We start from the raw sequence: 18,156 nt of genomic DNA, 5'->3' as shown, positions 1-18,156 counted from the left end.
ATTGTATTACCGCCGGATTCATCCCGGATAAAATAATAAATAATTATGCAAAACTGTAATATATAGAGTGCTTCTTTATGCCGAAAAAACCTTATTTTCGCCACTTTACCAGTTAATAATGATTGCATACCTGGAAGGAAGATTGGCATTTAAAAGCCCGGCTCTATTGCATTTGGATGTGAATGGTATTGGTTACGAGGTGAATATAAGTTTACATACTTACAGCGCTATACAATCATTAGAAAAGGTAAAATTGTACACTTATTTGCAGGTAAAGGAAGATGCACATACTTTGTATGGTTTTTTTGAACCGCAGGAAAAGGAAATTTTTGTATTATTGATTAGTGTTTCGGGTGTAGGTGCAGCTACGGCAAGAATGATGCTGTCTTCTCTTAAACCCAAAGAGATTGTAGTAGCAATTTTGGTAGGAAATAGCAAGGCACTTGAAGCAATTAAAGGAATTGGCAAAAAAACTGCTGAGCGATTGGTACTGGAATTAAGGGATAAAGTGCAGCGCCATGAAAATACCGGAGAAATGCCAACAACCTCAAACAATACAATGGAATATGATGCGTTAAACGCTTTAACTGCATTAGGTATTCCAAAATCGCAGGCAGAGCAGGCTTTAAAAAAAGTTGCCAGCTCCCAAACCGGCGAATTACAACTGGAAGATTTGATAAAAAAAGCACTTAAAGCCATTTGACAGAATCTCTACGTAAACCCATTTATTACCTGAATGTCGCTAAGCAGAAATTCTTTCTTAAAATTGCTCATGATACATGTGCTGGTATTGCTATGGGCGCCAGTTTCCTTTGCTCAAAATAACGACAGCCTCCATTATCCTATTCACGACAGGTATTCAGATGTACTTTCTTCAGGCGGCAGAAGCGCTTTTGACCTCAACGACCCTTCTAATATTAAAGACTCTGTTGTTTACGATGCCATAAACCGCCGGTACACGGTTTATGAAAAAATTGGCGATAAATATTACCGGGTTCCCATTACTTACAGCTTTGATGAATACTGGCAAATGCGCAACAGCCAGGCCGAAGAAGAATATTTTAGAAAAAGGGCAAATACTACCAGCCTGCTCAACCGGGGAAAATTCACCAAACCAAAATTATCTTTATACGACAATTTTTTTAACCGGCTTTTTGGAAGCGGTAAAATAGAAATTAACCCACAAGGCAATGTAGATATAACCGCAGGTTACCAGGGCCAGAATATAGATAACCCAACCCTACCCGAAAGGGCAAGGCGCAATGGCGGGTTTGACTTTAATATGAATGCCCAGGTAAATGTAAATGCCAATATTGGGGACAAACTTAAGTTCCCTATAAACTATAATACCCTCGCCAACTTTGATGTAGATAACCAACTAAAACTGGATTATACAGGAAGCGATGATGAAATTATTAAAAGGTTTGAAGCAGGTAATGTAAGTTTTTCCAGCCGGGGAACTTTAATACCCGGGGCGCAACAACTGTTTGGATTAAAAACACAGTTGCAATTTGGAAAGCTATATATCACCACCGTATTGGCCAATCAAAAATCGCAAAGGCAAAGTATGGATTTACAGGGTGGAACAGCCGCACAGCCTTTTGAAATAAAAGCAGATGAATACGAAGAAAACCGCCACTTTTTACTAGGCCAGTATTTTAAACGCAACTACAACCAGCGCATGAGCAATTTGCCGGCAATTACCAGCCCGGTACAAATATTGCGCCTCGAAGTATGGGTAACCAATAAAACAGGTATTACTACAGAAACAAGGGATGTAGTAGGCCTTATGGATCTTGCCGAAGACCAACCCTACAGCCCTGTGGTTACACCTACAGGTACATTTCCTGTTCCATCAAATAATTCCAATGATTTATTGCAGCAGGTTTTATCAAGGCCCGACCCACGAAACCCTGCATTGGTGTACAACAATTTATTGGGCCTGGGTTTGCAGCCCGTTCAGGATTTTGAAAAAACCTTTGCCCGTAAATTAGATTCTACACAATTTATATGGAATGCTCAAATAGGTACCTTATCCTTAAGCCAGCCTCTGCAACCCGATGAAGTACTTGCTGTGGCTTACCAGTTTTCTTATAATGGAAAAATTTTCCAGGTAGGTGAATTTTCACAAGATGTACCGCCAGACAGTACAACGGCAACACAAAAAGTATTGTTTTTAAAATTATTAAAAGCCACCTCTCAGCGTACCAGCCTTCCGCTTTGGCAATTGATGATGAAGAATGTATACACTATTGGTTATGGTGTAATATCTCCACAGGATTTTAAACTGGATGTTGTTTACCAGGAACCCGGCCTTGGCGCAAAACGCTATGTACCTTTTGGTGATAAAGAAAATGGCACACCAATAATTTCTTTAATTAACCTGGACCGGCTAAACTCTCAACTGGATCCGCAGCCCGATGGCGTATTTGATTATGTAGAAAATTTTACGGTGGTTTCGCAATATAGCCGGGTTATATTTCCGGTGCTGGAACCATTTGGACGTGACCTAGCCAATAAAATTTATACCACCGTTCCCGCTACGGCAAAAGATACTTTATATTATGCATTGTATGATTCTATAAAAGCCGTAGCACAGCAATATCCCAACTTAAATCGCTTTGTATTAAAAGGCCTTTCAAAAAGTACAGGCTCATCCGATATAAGTATAGGCTATAATGTTCCCCGTGGTTCGGTTTCTGTAACTGCTGGTGGCCGCTTATTGCAGGAAGGTATAGATTATGATATTAACTACGATTTAGGTACCATTCATATTACCAACCAGGCCATAATAAATTCAGGTATTCCTGTACAGGTAAATTCTGAAAACAATGCCACATTTGGCCTGCAACAAAGATCGTACATGGGTTTAAGGCTTGATTATTTGGCAAAAAATACCGAAAAAGAACAACTCTCTTTTGGTTTAACAACCGTAAGGCTAAGCGAAAGGCCCTTCTTCACCAAAGTAAATTTAAACGACGACCCTATACGCAATACTATGTATGGTATAGATGTGAGCTACAAAAAAGATTTACCAAGGCTTACCAAGTGGCTGGATAAATTACCTTTTTATACAACAACAGTACCCTCTGCAGTAAATGCATATATTGAAGGAGCAGTTTTAAAACCCGGCCATGCACCGCAAATAGGCAGGGGAAATAATGGCGTAATTTATATAGATGATTTTGAAGGAAGCAAATCAGGTATTGATTTGCGTTTTCCACCAATAAGCTGGATGCTTGCATCTACACCCTCCGGCTCAAAAGATATTTTTGGAAATGCAATGTTTCCTGAAGCAGACTCATCCAATAGCCTGGTATATGGAAAAAACAGGGCTAAAATTTCCTGGTATCAAATAGAGCAGGCGCTGCAACAATACAAAGGCGCCAATAACCCTATTGAAAATGTAAACTTGCTGAGCGACCCAAGGACTCGTGCCGTATATCAAAAAGAAATTTTTCCGCAGCGTACCACAGGTTTTGGAGAAAGCCAGTTGGTAACTTTTGATTTATCTTTTTATCCAAGGCAACGTGGGCCTTACAATTACTCTTCAGCTCCTGCAGAAATTGAAGCAGCAGGTAATTTAATTAATCCCAAAAAGAAATGGGGCGGAATGATGCGTAGCCTGGACCAAACAGATTTTGAAACAGCCAATATTGAGTTCATAGAATTCTGGATGCAGGATCCCTATATTTTACCGGAGTACAATTCTTCCTCAGGCGGTAAATTATTTTTTAACCTGGGAAATATTTCAGAAGATATTTTAAAAGATGGCCAGCGATTTTATGAAAACGGCTTGCCAACACCCAATGCACCTGCGGCAGTAAACAATACTATTTGGGGCAGGGTGCCTCGCAATCCCATACAGGTAACCAATGCATTTAGCAATGTGCCCGAAGACAGGGTTTACCAGGATGTAGGCTTCGACGGGCTTTCCGATACGGCAGAAGTAAACTACCGCCAAATTTACTTAAATGATTTGGCAGCCAATTTTGGAACCGGTTCACCCATTTACCAGCAAGCATTGAATGACCCATCTTCTGATAATTTTAAAAATTACAGGGATGGAAATTTTAATGGGCAGGATGGGATACTTGCCCGTTATAAAAATTATAATGGCCCCGATGGAAATTCTCCCATCAATTCTGGCGGCGTTTATACCACAGCAGCAACTTTATATCCCGATGCTGAAGACCTCAACAGGGATAATACACTCAATGAAACAGAAGAATACTTTCAATACAAGGTTGATATTAAACGTACTGATGCACCCGAAATGCAAATTGGCAGCAACTACATTGTAGATAAAAAAGTGGTAAATATAAGTTTGCCCAATGGCACCAACAGAGATGAAACCTGGTACCAGTTCAGGATACCTATTGGCAGCTACGAACAAAAAATTGGCAATATCCCCGATTTTAAATCTATCCGTTTTATGCGGATGTATATGACAGATTTTGACGACAGCCTTGTGGTGTTACGTTTTGGCCAGTTGCAACTGGGCCGTAATATCTGGCGCAAATTTCAATACAAAGTAGATACCACAGGTATGTTCAATACCGCAAGCACTACACCGCTAAATGTAGGCGCTGTAAATATTGAAGAAAACGATAAGCGTGTGCCTTTGCCTTACCGTACACCCAGGGAAATTGAAAGGGTGCAAACAACCAGCAATAACGGTGTAAACCTTTTGCAAAATGAGCAGGCTATGACTTTGCAGTTTTGCGACCTGGATTTAAAAGATGCCAAAGCCGTGTTTCAAACATTTGCCGACAGGGATATGCGCCAGTTCAGGAAACTGCAAATGTATATCCATGCCGAAGAAGCAGTAAAAAATGCGCCGGGCAACCCGATAAAAGACAAAGAACTTACCGCAGTAATTCGCCTGGGAACCGATTTTGTAAACAACTATTACGAAATTCGCATACCGCTTTATGTAACGCCATTGAGCGCTGGAAATATGAACCCAGATTCGGATGCTTACAACGATACACTTTGGAACCCTCATAACTCACTTGACCTGGATTTTGCCGTACTCACCAGGCTAAAACAAAACAGGAACCTTTCTTCAATTCCAATTGGCCAAATTTATAAAGAACTGCAATCCAACGGGCAAACCTATTCAGTAATGGGCAACCCCAACCTTGCAGAAGTGAGAGGAATGTTAATTGGTGTGGAAAATACTTCACATGCCGAAGTAGCCTGCGGCGAAATTTGGGTAAACGAACTAAGGCTTTCATCTATTGATGAAAAAGGCGGATATGCCGCATTGGGCAGGGTAGATGTAAACCTTGCCGACCTGGGTACTTTATCCCTATCCGGCAATATGCATACTGCTGGCTTTGGTACACTGGAGCAAAGAATAAATGAAAGGTATCGGGATAATTTTTTCCAGTTTGATGTAACCGCAAATTTAGAATTGGGAAAACTGCTTCCTAAAAATACAGGGTTGTCTATACCCGTAATGGCAAGCTATTCCAAAACGGTAAGCAACCCCGAGTATGATCCTTATGATAAAGACATTAAGCTAAAAGATAAATTAGCCAATGCCAATGGCCCGCAAAAAGATTCTATAAAAAATGCTGCTGCGGATATTACCACCATTAAAACGCTCAATTTTACTAATGTAAGAAAACAAAAAACCAATGGGAAAAAGCCAAAAATTTATGATATTTCCAACTTTGATGTAAGCTACTCTTATATCAATACCCATATTCAAAGCCCGTTAATAGAATATAATGATGTAACACGCCATAGAGGCGTTTTGGGCTATAATTTTGCGCCACAGCCAAAATACATAGAACCATTTAAAAAATTATTTAAGAAAACAAAAACGCATTGGTTTGACCTGATTAAGGATTTTAATTTTAACTATGTACCATCGCAGTTAAGTTTCAGGGCCGATCTTACCCGGCAGTTTGGTGTAATAAGGGCAAGGAGCATTGGTGGCGATGATAAATATAAAGTGCCCGAAACCTTTGATAAATATTTTGTGTTTCAGCGGGATTATATTTTACGCTGGAACCTTACCCGATCAGTAACGCTGGATTATACAGCAACCAATAACAGCCGTATAGATGAACCTTTTGGCAGGATAGATACCAAAGAAAAGAAAGACACCGTTTGGAAAAACCTATTAAAAGGCGGAAGAAATACCATTTATAATCAAACGGCTTCATTTCAATATGCAGTGCCTACAAATAAATTACCATTAATAGACTGGACCACAATTAACCTAAAGTACCAGGCAACCTATAACTGGATTGGCGCCAGCCGCCTTGCTGTAAACCTGGGAAATATTATTGAAAACGGCCAGCAAAAAGAAGCTACTGCCCAATTTGATTTTACAAGGCTCTACCAAAAAAGTAAATGGCTGCGCCAGTTAGATGCACCCAAAAATATTGAGGATAAAGAAAAATGGAAAAACCGGGTAACTAAAGTAAAAGATACCGTAATAACTAAAACCGGGAAAAAAGTAATTAAAACACGGCGTATTGTAGATAAAACCGCAATGCCTTATGTGGGCACGGCAGGCAGGGTTTTGGGCAAATTACTCACCAGTGTTAAACAAGCCAATTTCTCCATTACAGAAATGGCCAATACAAGGTTGCCGGGCTATATGGACAGTACGCAATATGCAGGTGAAAACTTCAGGAGCATGCAGCCCGGATTCGATTTTATTTTTGGCAAACAGCCCGATAAAGCATGGCTCAATAAAAAAGCGGCACAAAATGTAATATCCAGGGATTCTACATTTAATACCATGTTGCAGCAAAATTTTGATCAGCGTATAACCGTTTCCGGTACTATTGAACCAGTAAAGGATTTAATGATAACGGTTAACCTGAGTAAAACATTTAATAAAAATTATACCGAAACCTTCCGCTTTGTAGATACCAGCGGCGGCCCTAACCCCAGCTTTATGCACCTAAGCCCTTATGCAGGCGGAGGCTTTGATGTTTCTTATATTTCATTTAAAACACTTTTTGAAAAAACAGGGCCCAATCAGGTTTCGGAAACCTTTAAAAAATTTGAAGCCAACCGAATCATTCTATCCCGTAGGCTGGGCAAGCAAAATCCTTATACGCAGCTCCAGCCAGGCCAGGGCCAGCTTGCCGATGGCTATTATTACGGGTATAATAAATATGCAGTGGATGTGTTGATTCCGGCATTTATTGCTGCATACACTGGCCAGGATCCTGATAAAGTGGGCTTGATTGACCAAAATAATGCAAATATTAAATCCAATCCGTTTAGATCTATAAAACCTAAACCAAACTGGAAAATTGATTATACCGGCCTTACTAAAATAAAGGGCATGGAAAAAATATTTACCAATTTCACCCTTTCCCATGGCTATACCGGTAACTTAAGTATGAACGGGTTTACTTCTGCATTAATGTACCAGGATCAAAGCAACTTTGGGTATCCTTCTTTTTACGATAGCACATCTGGCAATTTTATTCCTTTCTTTTTAGTACCCAATATCAGCATTGGTGAGCAATTTAGCCCATTAATTGGTTTTGATATGATGTTCACCAATCAATTGCAGCTAAAATTTGAATATTCAAAATCGAGGCAGTTAAGTTTAAGCTTATACGATTACCAACTGAGCGAAGTTAAAAGTACAGAGTATGTAATTGGCGCAGGCTACCGTAAACGTGGGCTTAAATTATTTGGCGGTTTAAAACTTCCAAAATTCCTCAGCTCAAAAGCTGATGGAAAATTAGATAATGAAATTAATTTCAGGCTCGATTTCAGGATAAGAGATAATATTACTTCCAACAACCGGCTTGACCAATCCACCAATTTCCCCACAGCTGGCAGCAAAGAAATTTCTATTAATCCCACTATTGACTATTACCTCAATAACAGGGTAAACATAAAACTCTACTTTGACCAGCGAAGGGTAATTCCATATATTTCCTCTAGCGCTCCCATAACTAATACCAGGGCAGGTGTGCAGGTGCGTATTTCACTTGCACAGCAATAGAGCTGTTGTTTTATTATTTCCCTATAAGAATTTTTTTCCAATATAAATGCCTTATACCACAAATTGCGTATGTCTTTTTTATTAAAATCAGATAATTTGTGAATAACTGGTAAATAAATTAAAAAAAAAATTACAGCATTTTCCACAAGGCAATTTTTTTATACTTGTATTTGTATATTTACGGCATATAAAGAACCCGGATAAAATTTTTTAGCAATGGTAAATACTTTAAAGGAACAATTTGAAGAAGCTGTAATTAATAGCAAATCACTTTCGCAAAAACCCAGCAACGAAACCTTATTAAAATTATATTCATATTATAAGCAAGCTACCGAAGGCGATGTAAGCACCGAAGCGCCATCTAACCCTTTTGATTTTGTTGCTAAAGCCAAATACGAAGCCTGGGTATCTTTAAAAGGCACAGCTAAAGAAAATGCAATGAACGATTATATCTACCTGGTGGAAAAATTGCAGGGATAATAGCCGTTCTTATTACTCTTTTAACATCTTTTGCCACAGAATTTATTTTTTGCCTGGCTTTTACAGCACAATAATATCCATCATATTATCGTAAAACAGGGATAAATGCTAATTTTAGCAGGTATTAACTCCCATTGAATTTAAGAAACATATACCTGGCTCTATTTTTCCTGCTTACCTGGTCGGTGGCCTGTGCACAGCAAAATCCATTATCTAATTTGCGTAAAAAATGGATTGGCAACTCTGCGGCTCCAATTGTAATCGATACACTTAGCCTGGTTCCAGGCACTTTTATTGCCGAAGGAGTACCTAAAAATTCCTATGCTTTGGATGAAATTAATGCTACCTTAAACTGGTTGCAAATGCCTGCTCTAGATTCGGTGCTTGTGCGTTACCGGGTTTTTTCTATAAAACTCAATGCCGTTGCAAGGCACTTACATTACGATAGTATACGGTTTAAATTTACTGCCGAAAACCCGGTTACCATCCGCAATGCACAAAACCCCGTAAACCCTTTATTTGATTTTGGCGGATTGAAAACCGAAGGAAGTTTTGGCCGTGCAATTTCTTTTGGTAATAGCCAGGATGCCGTGGTAAACAGCAGCATGAACCTTCAACTCAATGGCTATATTGGCGACAGCCTGGAAATTACTGCAGCCGTAACCGATAACAACCTTCCCATTCAGCCGGATGGTAATACCCAGGAGCTTAGGGATTTTGACAGGGTTTTTTTACAGGTAAAGAAAAAGAAATGGCAGGTAAATTTTGGCGATATTGAAATAAGGGAAAGTCAAAACTACTTTATAAAATTTTATAAACGTTTGCAGGGCGCTTCGTTTATTACCGATAATAAAATAGGTAAAAATATTAATAATTCATTGTTATTTAGCGGAGCAATTGCCAAAGGAAAATTTACTAAAAATATACTGGTGCCTCTGGAAGGAAACCAGGGCCCGTACAGGCTTTATGGCGCCAACAACGAACTGTATTTTGTAATACTTGCAGGAACAGAAAGGGTTTACATGGATGGCGAATTGTTACAGCGTGGAGAAGACCAGGACTATGTAATTAACTACAATACCGCAGAATTAACCTTTACCCCAAAACGACTGGTAACCAAAGACAGGAGGATACAGGCAGAGTTTGAATATGCCGACAGGAATTTCCTGAATTCTCAGTTTTATGTAAATGATGAAATCCGGTTTTCTAAAAAACTGGATATTTATTTGGGCGCTTATGCAAATACCGATGCAAAAAATTCAGCCATTGACCAAACCCTTGATGCATCACAAAAACAATTTTTAGCCGGCATTGGTGATAGCATTAACCTTGCTTATTACCAGGCAGCTTTTAGGGATACATTGGGTACGGGCAAAATTTTATATAAAAAAATTGATACACTTTATAATGGCACTTTGCACGACTCTATATTTGTACAATCCAATAATGCCGCCGACCTGCTGTATTCACTTGGGTTCACCTATTTGGGGCCCGGTAAAGGCAATTACCGGCAACTGCTCAATGCTACAAACGGTAAAGTATTTGAATGGGTGCAGCCCGATGCAGCCAATAACAAAATGGGCGACTGGGAGCCGGTAAGTTTATTGGTTACTCCCAAAAAGCAGCAAATTTTCTCCGCAGGGTTCAGCTATGCATTGTCCAAAACTTTTAAGCTAAAATCCGAACTGGCCATGAGCAACTATGATGTAAATACTTTTTCTTCAAAAGATAAAAGCAACGATAATGGCCTGGGTGGAAAATTTTCATTAACAGCACAAAATACGGGTATTCACATTTTAAACAAAACCTGGAAACTTAACAGCAACTTAGGTTATGAATTTGTGCAGCAAAAATTTAAACCGCTGGAACGCCTGCGTAATATAGAATTTTTAAGGGATTGGGCATTGGCCTTTGACGCAGCACTTACCGATGAAAAAATTATAGATGCCAGTGCCTCAATTTCCGATTCTGCAGGTAATCAATTTCAAATTGGCATAGTAAACTATATCCGCAGCGATGGCTATAAAGGATGGAGGCAATATTTGGTACATCAAATAGCCATTAAAGGCTGGAAGTTTAGCAGCAATAGCAGTTATACTTTGTTTAATACTTTATTAATTAAAGGAAATTTTTTTAGGCCGGGATTGGAGCTAAGCAGGCAACTAAAAAAAATGGGAAATTGGGAAACCGGTTTAAAATATAATGGCGAGTTTAACCAGAATTTAAACAAACAATGGGACACACTCAATACTTTAAGTTTTGGGTTTAATATTTACGAATTATATTTACGCAGCAACCAGGCATTGCAAAATAAATGGGCATTTTCCTATATTAAAAGAAACGATAAACTTCCCGTTGGCAATAAATTACTAAACGCCAACCATAGCGATAATTTTAAAATTGCTTCCGAGTTTTTAAAAAACGAAAATCGCAAACTAAGGCTTAGCTTCAATTACAGGGTTTTAAAAGTTACTTATGCTGGCTTTACAAACCTCAAGTCAGACAATAGTATTTTGGGCCGGGCAGAATATGAGTTTAATGAATTTAAAGGGTTTTTAAACGGCTTTTTTCTATACGAAACCGGGAGTGGGCAGGAGCAGAAAAGAGAATACAGTTATATAGAGGTACCTGCTGGGCAGGGCCAATTTACCTGGATAGACTATAATAATAACGGTATACCGGAACTCAACGAATTTGAAGAAGCCCTTTTTCCCGACCAAAAAAAATACATCAGGGTTTTTACGCCGGGTAACGAATATGTAAAAGCCAACTACATACAATTTAATTACGGTATTAACCTGGAACCGAAAATGATACTTAAACCCGGAAGGGGTTTGTTGCGTAAAATTATTACCAGGAGTAATACGGCATCGGTATTACAGATCAATAAGAAAGATTTATATAACGGTAATTTTTTGTTTAATCCTTTTAGTAAAGAACTTGCCGATACCAGTTTAATAACCTTAAGTTCTTTTTTTAGTAATACCTGGTTTTACAACCGTAGCAGTACAAAATGGGGTTTGGAATTTACGTATAGTAAATCTTCAGGTAAATCGCTACTGGCCTATGGATACGAAAGCCGGGCGCTGAGAAATATCATTGGTAAATTAAGGGTGAACCTGGGAAGGAGTTTTATAAGCAGCCTTGCCATTAAAGAAACCAAAAATGTTTTAAACAGCAGTGCAATAAGTTTTACTAATCGCAATTTTCATATCAATCAGTATAGCATTGGCCCCAATTTTAGTTATGTATATAAATCCAATTTCAGGGCAAGCTTTGAATATAGTTTTACACACAAGCAAAATACCATTGATTCAATGGAGAAGGCTACCAACCATTCACTTTCCGGCGGTATAAAATATAATATCCTTTCCGGAAGCAGTTTCAATGTAAATTTTACTTTTAACCAAATAAATTTTAATGCATATCCAGGAGCGCAAAATACTACTACGGGTTATATGATGCTGGATGGCTTGCTCCCCGGCAAAAACTTTTTATGGAATGCTGAATATACCCGTAGAATTGGTAGTTCTATTGAGCTTAGCATAAGGTACCAGGGCCGAAAACCAGGCAATACCCGAATTATTCATACTGCAAATGCGTCCGTAAGGGCTTTATTTTAAATTTTGGGTTCAAAATAAAATTACCCCGGAATACGGGGCAATTAAATGTTGTGGTTGCAACTGTACGTCTTTGGATAGATATTCGATTTTAAGCTTAGCTAAAAAGCCCGCCTTTTTTTAGTGGCCTGTAGGCTTCGCCAACTTTAAAGCCATTGTTAAATACTTCAATTTTGTAATTGCCCGTTTGGAAATTGTTATTTTGTTTCCAATCGAAACTAACGGTCTTTTTCTGGCTCTTAATATATTCTACATTTATTTTTTTTGTATAGGGTTTCGATTCTCCTTCACGGGTTACAAAAGTACCGGAGCCTAATGCCTCTACAGATATGGGGCTGCCATCGGGGCTGGTTATTATCACATACAATTCTTTAGTGCCCGAAGAGGTGATCCTGTTTTCATCCAAATCAAAAGTAATACGGAGCTTATCTACCTTTTTTGCTTTTGTAGTGGGCTTTTCTTTGCTGCTTCCTTTTTCATTTACACCCACAATATTAAAATTAGATACATGTAAAGTAGAACCTACATCAATGAGGTCGTCTTTTGTTTTGATTACCGTTTCCGCAGAATCCAGGTCCTTTCTTGCCCTGTCTCTTTGCTTGGTTACAAATTCTTTTTCCTGGGTTAATTGTATTTTTTCGCCCTGTAATACTTCTACCTGTTGCTTGTAGCCTTCTATATCGGTATTTAAAGAGGCAATAAGCTTTCTTGCTTCTGCTAATTCTGATTGTGTGGCGTTTGATTTAGTAATGATGGTTTGAATGCGGATTTTCTTTTCTTCAATTTCTTTGTCTTTTGCCGTTATTACACTGTCCTTTTTCGAATTAGATGTTTTTAGCATATCATAACGCATAGCCGCATCTTCCAGTTCTTTTTGTAATTCATCACGCTGAACACTTGTAGTTGCAATAACATTCTCTTTTTGATCAAGCGTTTCCTTGGTTTTATTTTTATCATATATAATATAACCCCAGGTACCTAACAAAGCTGCAACTAATACAGCGGTTAAAACCGTTCTACCTGTATTGCGGCCAGAAGGCGGAGGGGAAACCTCAGAAGGTTGCTTTTCTGTTTCGGGAAAATTTTCAAAAGCCATAATAATAATTTTTCAGTTTAATAATTGTTGTTAATTTATCATTCCAGTATTTAATACCTGCTCAATTATGCGGTACATTTGCCTGGGATATTGAAACATTTTAATATTTTTTCCAAAACTATGCCAAATTCTATTTTTAAAATGAAATAGCTCGTTAATACTGGTTTAAATTACAGGTAAACAGCATATTATAATAATATGAGTGTAGAAAAAATTATCAGCAGCTGGAAGAAAAAAAGCTTTAGTGCGGTATATTGGCTGGAAGGAGATGAAGATTTTTATATAGATGAAATTACTGCTTATGCGGAACACCATATTTTGCCCGAACAGGAAGCTTCCTTTAATCTTACGGTTTTTTACGGCAGAGATGCAGATTGGGCTTCGGTTATTAATAGTTGTCGCAGGTATCCCATGTTTGCAGAACGACAGGTGGTGATACTCAAAGAAGCCCAGCAAATGAAAGATATTGATAAGCTGGAAGCATATATTGCGGCTCCGCTTACAAGCACCCTGCTGGTAATTGCATTAAAAGGTAGCAATACCGATAAGCGCACTAAATTTTATAAGCTGCTTCAATCAAATACCGTTTATTTTAACGCTGCTAAAATAAGAGACAATAAAGTGGTAGATTGGATTACAGATTACATTGCTTCCAAAGGATTATCTATAAAACCCAATGCTGCGGCGCTTTTAGAAGAGCATATTGGCAACGACCTTAGCAGGCTGGCCAATGAAGTGGGCAAACTCCAAATTAACCTTAAAGGAAACCGTAAAGAAATTACAGAAGATGATATAGAAACCTATATCGGCATTAGTAAAGAGTATAATGTTTTTGAACTTCAGGCCGCTATTGCCTACCGAAACCTTGCAAAAGCCATTCAAATTATTAATTATTTTGAAAGCAACCCAAAAGCTAATCCTATTCAAAGAATTTTTCCGGCATTATACAGCAATTTTAGCAGGATAATTTCGGTATACGGGTTAACGGATAAAAGTGACAACGCACTTAAACCTTTATTTTATTATAATCCCGATGCGTTGACCCAGGCAAAAGCTATGATGAAAAATTATGGTTTACCAGGCATGGAAAAACTTATACTGTTGCTGCACTTATATAACCTAAAGAGCCTTGGTATAGGCGATACAGGCAATGATGGGGCCACGCTTTTAAAAGAAATGATGGTAAAAATAATAGAGTAACCTACATTTATAAGTAAAACTAAAACCGGTAATTAACTTGGCAAATAATATGAAGTTTGTGTTGGGGATTTTATTTTTTATTTTCCCATCAACGTTTGTTTTTTCTCAAAAAATTTTTGGTACGGTTTATAACGAAGTAGGCGATTTGCTCCCTTATTCCTCCATTACCATTAAGAACAGCACAATGGGCGCCAGCGCAAATGAAAATGCAAAGTTTTCCTTTAAGCTTTCCCCTGGAAAATATACCCTTATTTGCCAGCGCATAGGATATACGGCAACCGAAAAAACGGTTGAACTTAAGGCCAACGAAAATGTAGAATTTAGTTTTATTTTAAAATTGCAAAAACTTATTTTAGATGAAGTTGTGGTAAAAAGCGGAGGAGAAGACCCCGCTTATGAAATAATTCGCAACGCTATTAAAAAAAGAAAGTTTTATCAAAACGACGTAAAAGGCTTTTCCTGCAATTTGTACGAAAAAGATATGGTAAAGCTGCTCCACCTGCCCGATAGAATTATGGGATTTAAAGTACCCAAAGAAGACAGGCAGCAAATGCAACTCGATTCTTCCGGGCAGGGAATTATTTATCTTTCGGAATCGGTGGCAAAAGTTGATGTGCAAAGGCCCAATAAATTTAAAATGAATGTTACCAGCAGCAGGGTAAGCGGTAGCGGCAGTTTTGGATTTACGTTTCCGGCCTTTATTAGTTTTTACAGCAACAATATCAATGTATTTAGCGGCCAGATAAATCCACGTGGGTTTGTATCGCCTATTGCTGATGGGGCTTTAAATTTTTACCGGTATAAATTTATGGGTTCTTTTGTAGAAGATGGCAGATTGATAAATACCATACGGGTATGGCCCAGGCGCAGCTACGAACCTTTGTTTTACGGCGTAATTAATATTATAGAAGATAGCTGGCGCATCCATAGCCTGGACCTTACACTTACCAAAACCGCACAACTGGAGTTGCTGGATACATTACAAATTGTGCAACAGCATGTGCCTGTGGGCAACAATGTGTGGCGGGTAAAAAACCAATTGCTGCATTTTAGGTTTAAGCAATTTGCTGTGGCGGCATCGGGCAATTTTGTAAATGTTTATTCCAATTATGAAATCAACCCGGCATTTGATAAAAAATATTTTGACAAAGTGATTATTAAATACGATACGGCTGTGAATAAACGCAGCCGCCAATATTGGGATAGCATAAGGCCAGTGCCTTTGGAATATGAAGAATTGAAAGATTATAAAGTAAAAGACAGTGTTTATGATGCATCAAAAGATTCACTGTACAGGAAATTTAGTTTTGATTCTTTAAATAGAAAGCAACCTAAGTTTTCACTTTTCAGCGGGCTTTTAAACGGTTACAGCCGCACACATTACGGGCATAAAAAATATTATGAATGGGGCATAGAGCCGGTTTTGCCAAAAATGGAATATAATTTTGCCGAAGGCATTGTGCTCAATTTTTCTGCCCGGTATAGCAGGTATTTAAAAAGGCGTAAAAATAAAATTACCCTGCTGCCCTATTTGCGCTATGGTTTCAGCAATGGGCATTTTAATGCCTGGGCTTCTGTAGTTATAGATAAAAACAGGAATGCCATTTCGCAAATGCAAACCACCAAACGTTCCATAACCATTAGCGGCGGAAAAAGGGTGAGTGAATTTTACAAGCAAAGCGCTATAGATCCTTTGGTAAACAGTGTGTCTTCTTTACTTTGGGGCACCAGTTATATGAAAACCTACGAAAACTGGTTTGCCAATATCCATTATAAAAAAACTTTGGAGTCGGGTTTGCAGTTTTATGTAAATACGCTTTACGAAAACCGCATACCGCTCAACAACAGTACCCATTTTACCCTTCGAAAAAAAGACAGCATCCACATTACGCCAAATTACCCTGATGAAATAATGGCAGGCCAGTTTCAACCGCACCAGGCTTTTGTGGTTTCGGCAATGCTCAGTTTTAAACCGGGGCAAAAATATATTCAGTTCCCTTATAATAAAATTCCGGTAAGTTCAAAATATCCCACTTTCACCATTGCATATGCAAAAGGCATCAATCATATTTTTGGCAGCGATGTACATTTCGATAAATGGCTTTTCAGCATTAACGATGATATGAATTTTAAACTGGGCGGGCTTATGAAATATAAAGTTTCGCTTGGCTGGTTTATTAATAGCAAAGCCGTAAATGTTCAGGATTATCAGCATTTTAACGGTAATATTGGGGTGCTTGCAGGAGAATACGTAAACAGCTTTCAGGTAGCCGGATATTATAGCCAAAGTACCGTATCGCCATTGTATTCACTGGCGCATATTGAACATCATTTTAATGGCATGCTCACCAACAAAATACCTTTGTTTAAAAGACTGAACTGGAATTTAACCGCAGGTGGAAATGGGTTGCTTACCCGGCAAAATAAATATGGGGAAATGTTTGTTGGCCTTGAAAATATCCTCAAAATTTTCAGGGTAGATTGTGTGTGGGCTTTTAGGGAAACGTATAAGCCGGAGCTGGTGATGCGTATAGGAATGGGTGGCCTTTTAGGTGGAAAAATGCAACGTTCGCAAAATAAACCTGTACTTGAAGGTGGCTTTTAATTGATTATTGCAACGCTGATGATTTAATAAATCCCCCTAAATAAAGTACCTTTGCAGGGTTAAAATTTGGTTTGCCCTGCAAGCATCCAATCATTTTTTGATTTTTTACAAATTTTACTGTTATGGCAGTTTTGCACAACCGTGTAAACCAGGATGAGTTAAAAAAACGTTTATACGAGGAAACTGAAAAGCGGGTTACCGTTTCATTTTACCAGTATTTTTTTATTGAAGATACACAGCAGTTCAGGGATGATATGTATAAAGCATTGGCTGCATTAAATGTATTTGGCCGTATATACATTGCCCATGAGGGTATTAATGCCCAGGTGAGTTTCCCCCAATCGAATTTAGAAGGGTTTAAAAATTACTTATACAGTATTGGGCCTTTAAAAGATTTGAGGCTGAACATTGCCGTAGATGATGACGGAAAATCTTTTTGGGTGCTGAAGGTAAAAGTGAGAAATAAAATTGTGGCCGATGGTATTGAAGACCCTTTGTTTGATATGCGTAAAAAAGGCAAATATGTAAACGCAGAAGAGTTTAACCAGTTAACTTCCGATGTAAAAACAATTGTTGTGGATATGCGAAATCATTATGAATATGAAGTAGGGCATTTTGCCAATGCCATTGAAGTGCCCAGCGATACTTTTAGGGAGCAATTACCTATGGCTGCCCAAATGCTGGCCGATAAAAAAGACAGCAATATCATTATGTATTGTACCGGTGGTATCCGTTGTGAAAAAGCCAGCGCCTATATGCTGCATCATGGTTTTAAAAATGTATTTCATCTTGAAGGCGGCATTATACATTATAGCAACAGCGCCAAAGAAAAAAATCTTCCCAATAAATTTAAAGGAAAAAATTTTGTATTCGACAACAGGATGGGGGAGCGCATATCCGATGAAATAATTGCTCAATGCCACCAATGCGGCATGCCTGCAGATACGCATGTAAACTGCCTTAATGAAGCCTGCCACTTATTGTTTATACAATGCAGTATATGCAATGAAAATTATACGGGCTGTTGCAGCAATGAGTGTAAGGCGGTTTATCAGTTACCTGAGGAAGAACAAAAGCAATTGAGAAAAGGAATAGTTAAAGGGAGGATGGTTTTTAATAAATCCCGGCAAAGGTTGCGGCCCAAACTAAATAAAAGATAATG

The 18,156-nt window shown here is 38.4% G+C and carries 8 protein-coding genes; 7 read left to right on the top strand and 1 reads right to left on the bottom strand.

The genetic code is table 11. The features are described 5' to 3' along the window. Positions 1–118: 118 nt before the first annotated feature. The 4 genes from ruvA to IPO46_03415 all read left to right on the top strand — a co-directional run bounded on the left by ruvA (position 119) and on the right by IPO46_03415 (position 12,096). On the top strand, positions 119–703 hold the full coding sequence (gene ruvA / locus IPO46_03430) for a Holliday junction branch migration protein RuvA (GenBank protein QQS64309.1): 585 nt from the start codon (positions 119–121) through the stop codon (positions 701–703). Between the two features lie 33 nt (positions 704–736). Beyond that, on the top strand, positions 737–7,993 hold the full coding sequence (gene sprA, locus IPO46_03425) for a cell surface protein SprA (GenBank protein ID QQS63659.1): 7,257 nt from the start codon (positions 737–739) through the stop codon (positions 7,991–7,993). 216 nt (positions 7,994–8,209) lie between these two features. Continuing rightward, the gene (locus IPO46_03420) at positions 8,210–8,473 is read left to right on the top strand and encodes an acyl-CoA-binding protein (GenBank protein QQS63658.1); all 264 of its coding nucleotides are present in this window, start codon (positions 8,210–8,212) and stop codon (positions 8,471–8,473) included. Between the two features lie 134 nt (positions 8,474–8,607). Beyond that, positions 8,608–12,096, top strand: coding sequence for a hypothetical protein (locus tag IPO46_03415; protein QQS63657.1), 3,489 nt, complete (start codon positions 8,608–8,610; stop codon positions 12,094–12,096). 94 nt (positions 12,097–12,190) lie between these two features. On the opposite strand, the gene IPO46_03410 is transcribed toward IPO46_03415, so the two are convergent. Further along, entirely contained in the window at positions 12,191–13,189 is a 999-nt protein-coding gene (locus IPO46_03410) for a hypothetical protein (GenBank protein QQS63656.1), read from the bottom strand. A 198-nt stretch (positions 13,190–13,387) separates the two neighbouring features. Here IPO46_03410 and holA point away from each other — a divergent pair, with 198 nt between their 5' ends. From holA to IPO46_03395, 3 genes are all read left to right on the top strand, one after another. Further along, positions 13,388–14,389: a DNA polymerase III subunit delta gene (gene holA / locus IPO46_03405; GenBank protein ID QQS63655.1), complete on the top strand. Its 1,002-nt coding sequence runs from the start codon at positions 13,388–13,390 to the stop codon at positions 14,387–14,389. Between the two features lie 49 nt (positions 14,390–14,438). Beyond that, positions 14,439–16,994 carry a carboxypeptidase-like regulatory domain-containing protein gene (locus tag IPO46_03400; protein QQS63654.1) on the top strand — a complete coding sequence of 852 codons (2,556 nt, stop codon included), beginning with the start codon at positions 14,439–14,441 and terminating at the stop codon, positions 16,992–16,994. Between the two features lie 122 nt (positions 16,995–17,116). Further along, positions 17,117–18,154 (top strand): rhodanese-related sulfurtransferase, encoded by a 1,038-nt coding sequence (locus IPO46_03395; protein ID QQS63653.1) that lies wholly within the window; start codon positions 17,117–17,119, stop codon positions 18,152–18,154. Positions 18,155–18,156 lie beyond the last annotated feature (2 nt).

This window comes from Chitinophagaceae bacterium, assembly GCA_016699815.1.
Taxonomy (GTDB): domain Bacteria; phylum Bacteroidota; class Bacteroidia; order Chitinophagales; family Chitinophagaceae; genus Ferruginibacter.
This window is presented reverse-complemented; position numbering and strand designations above follow the sequence as displayed.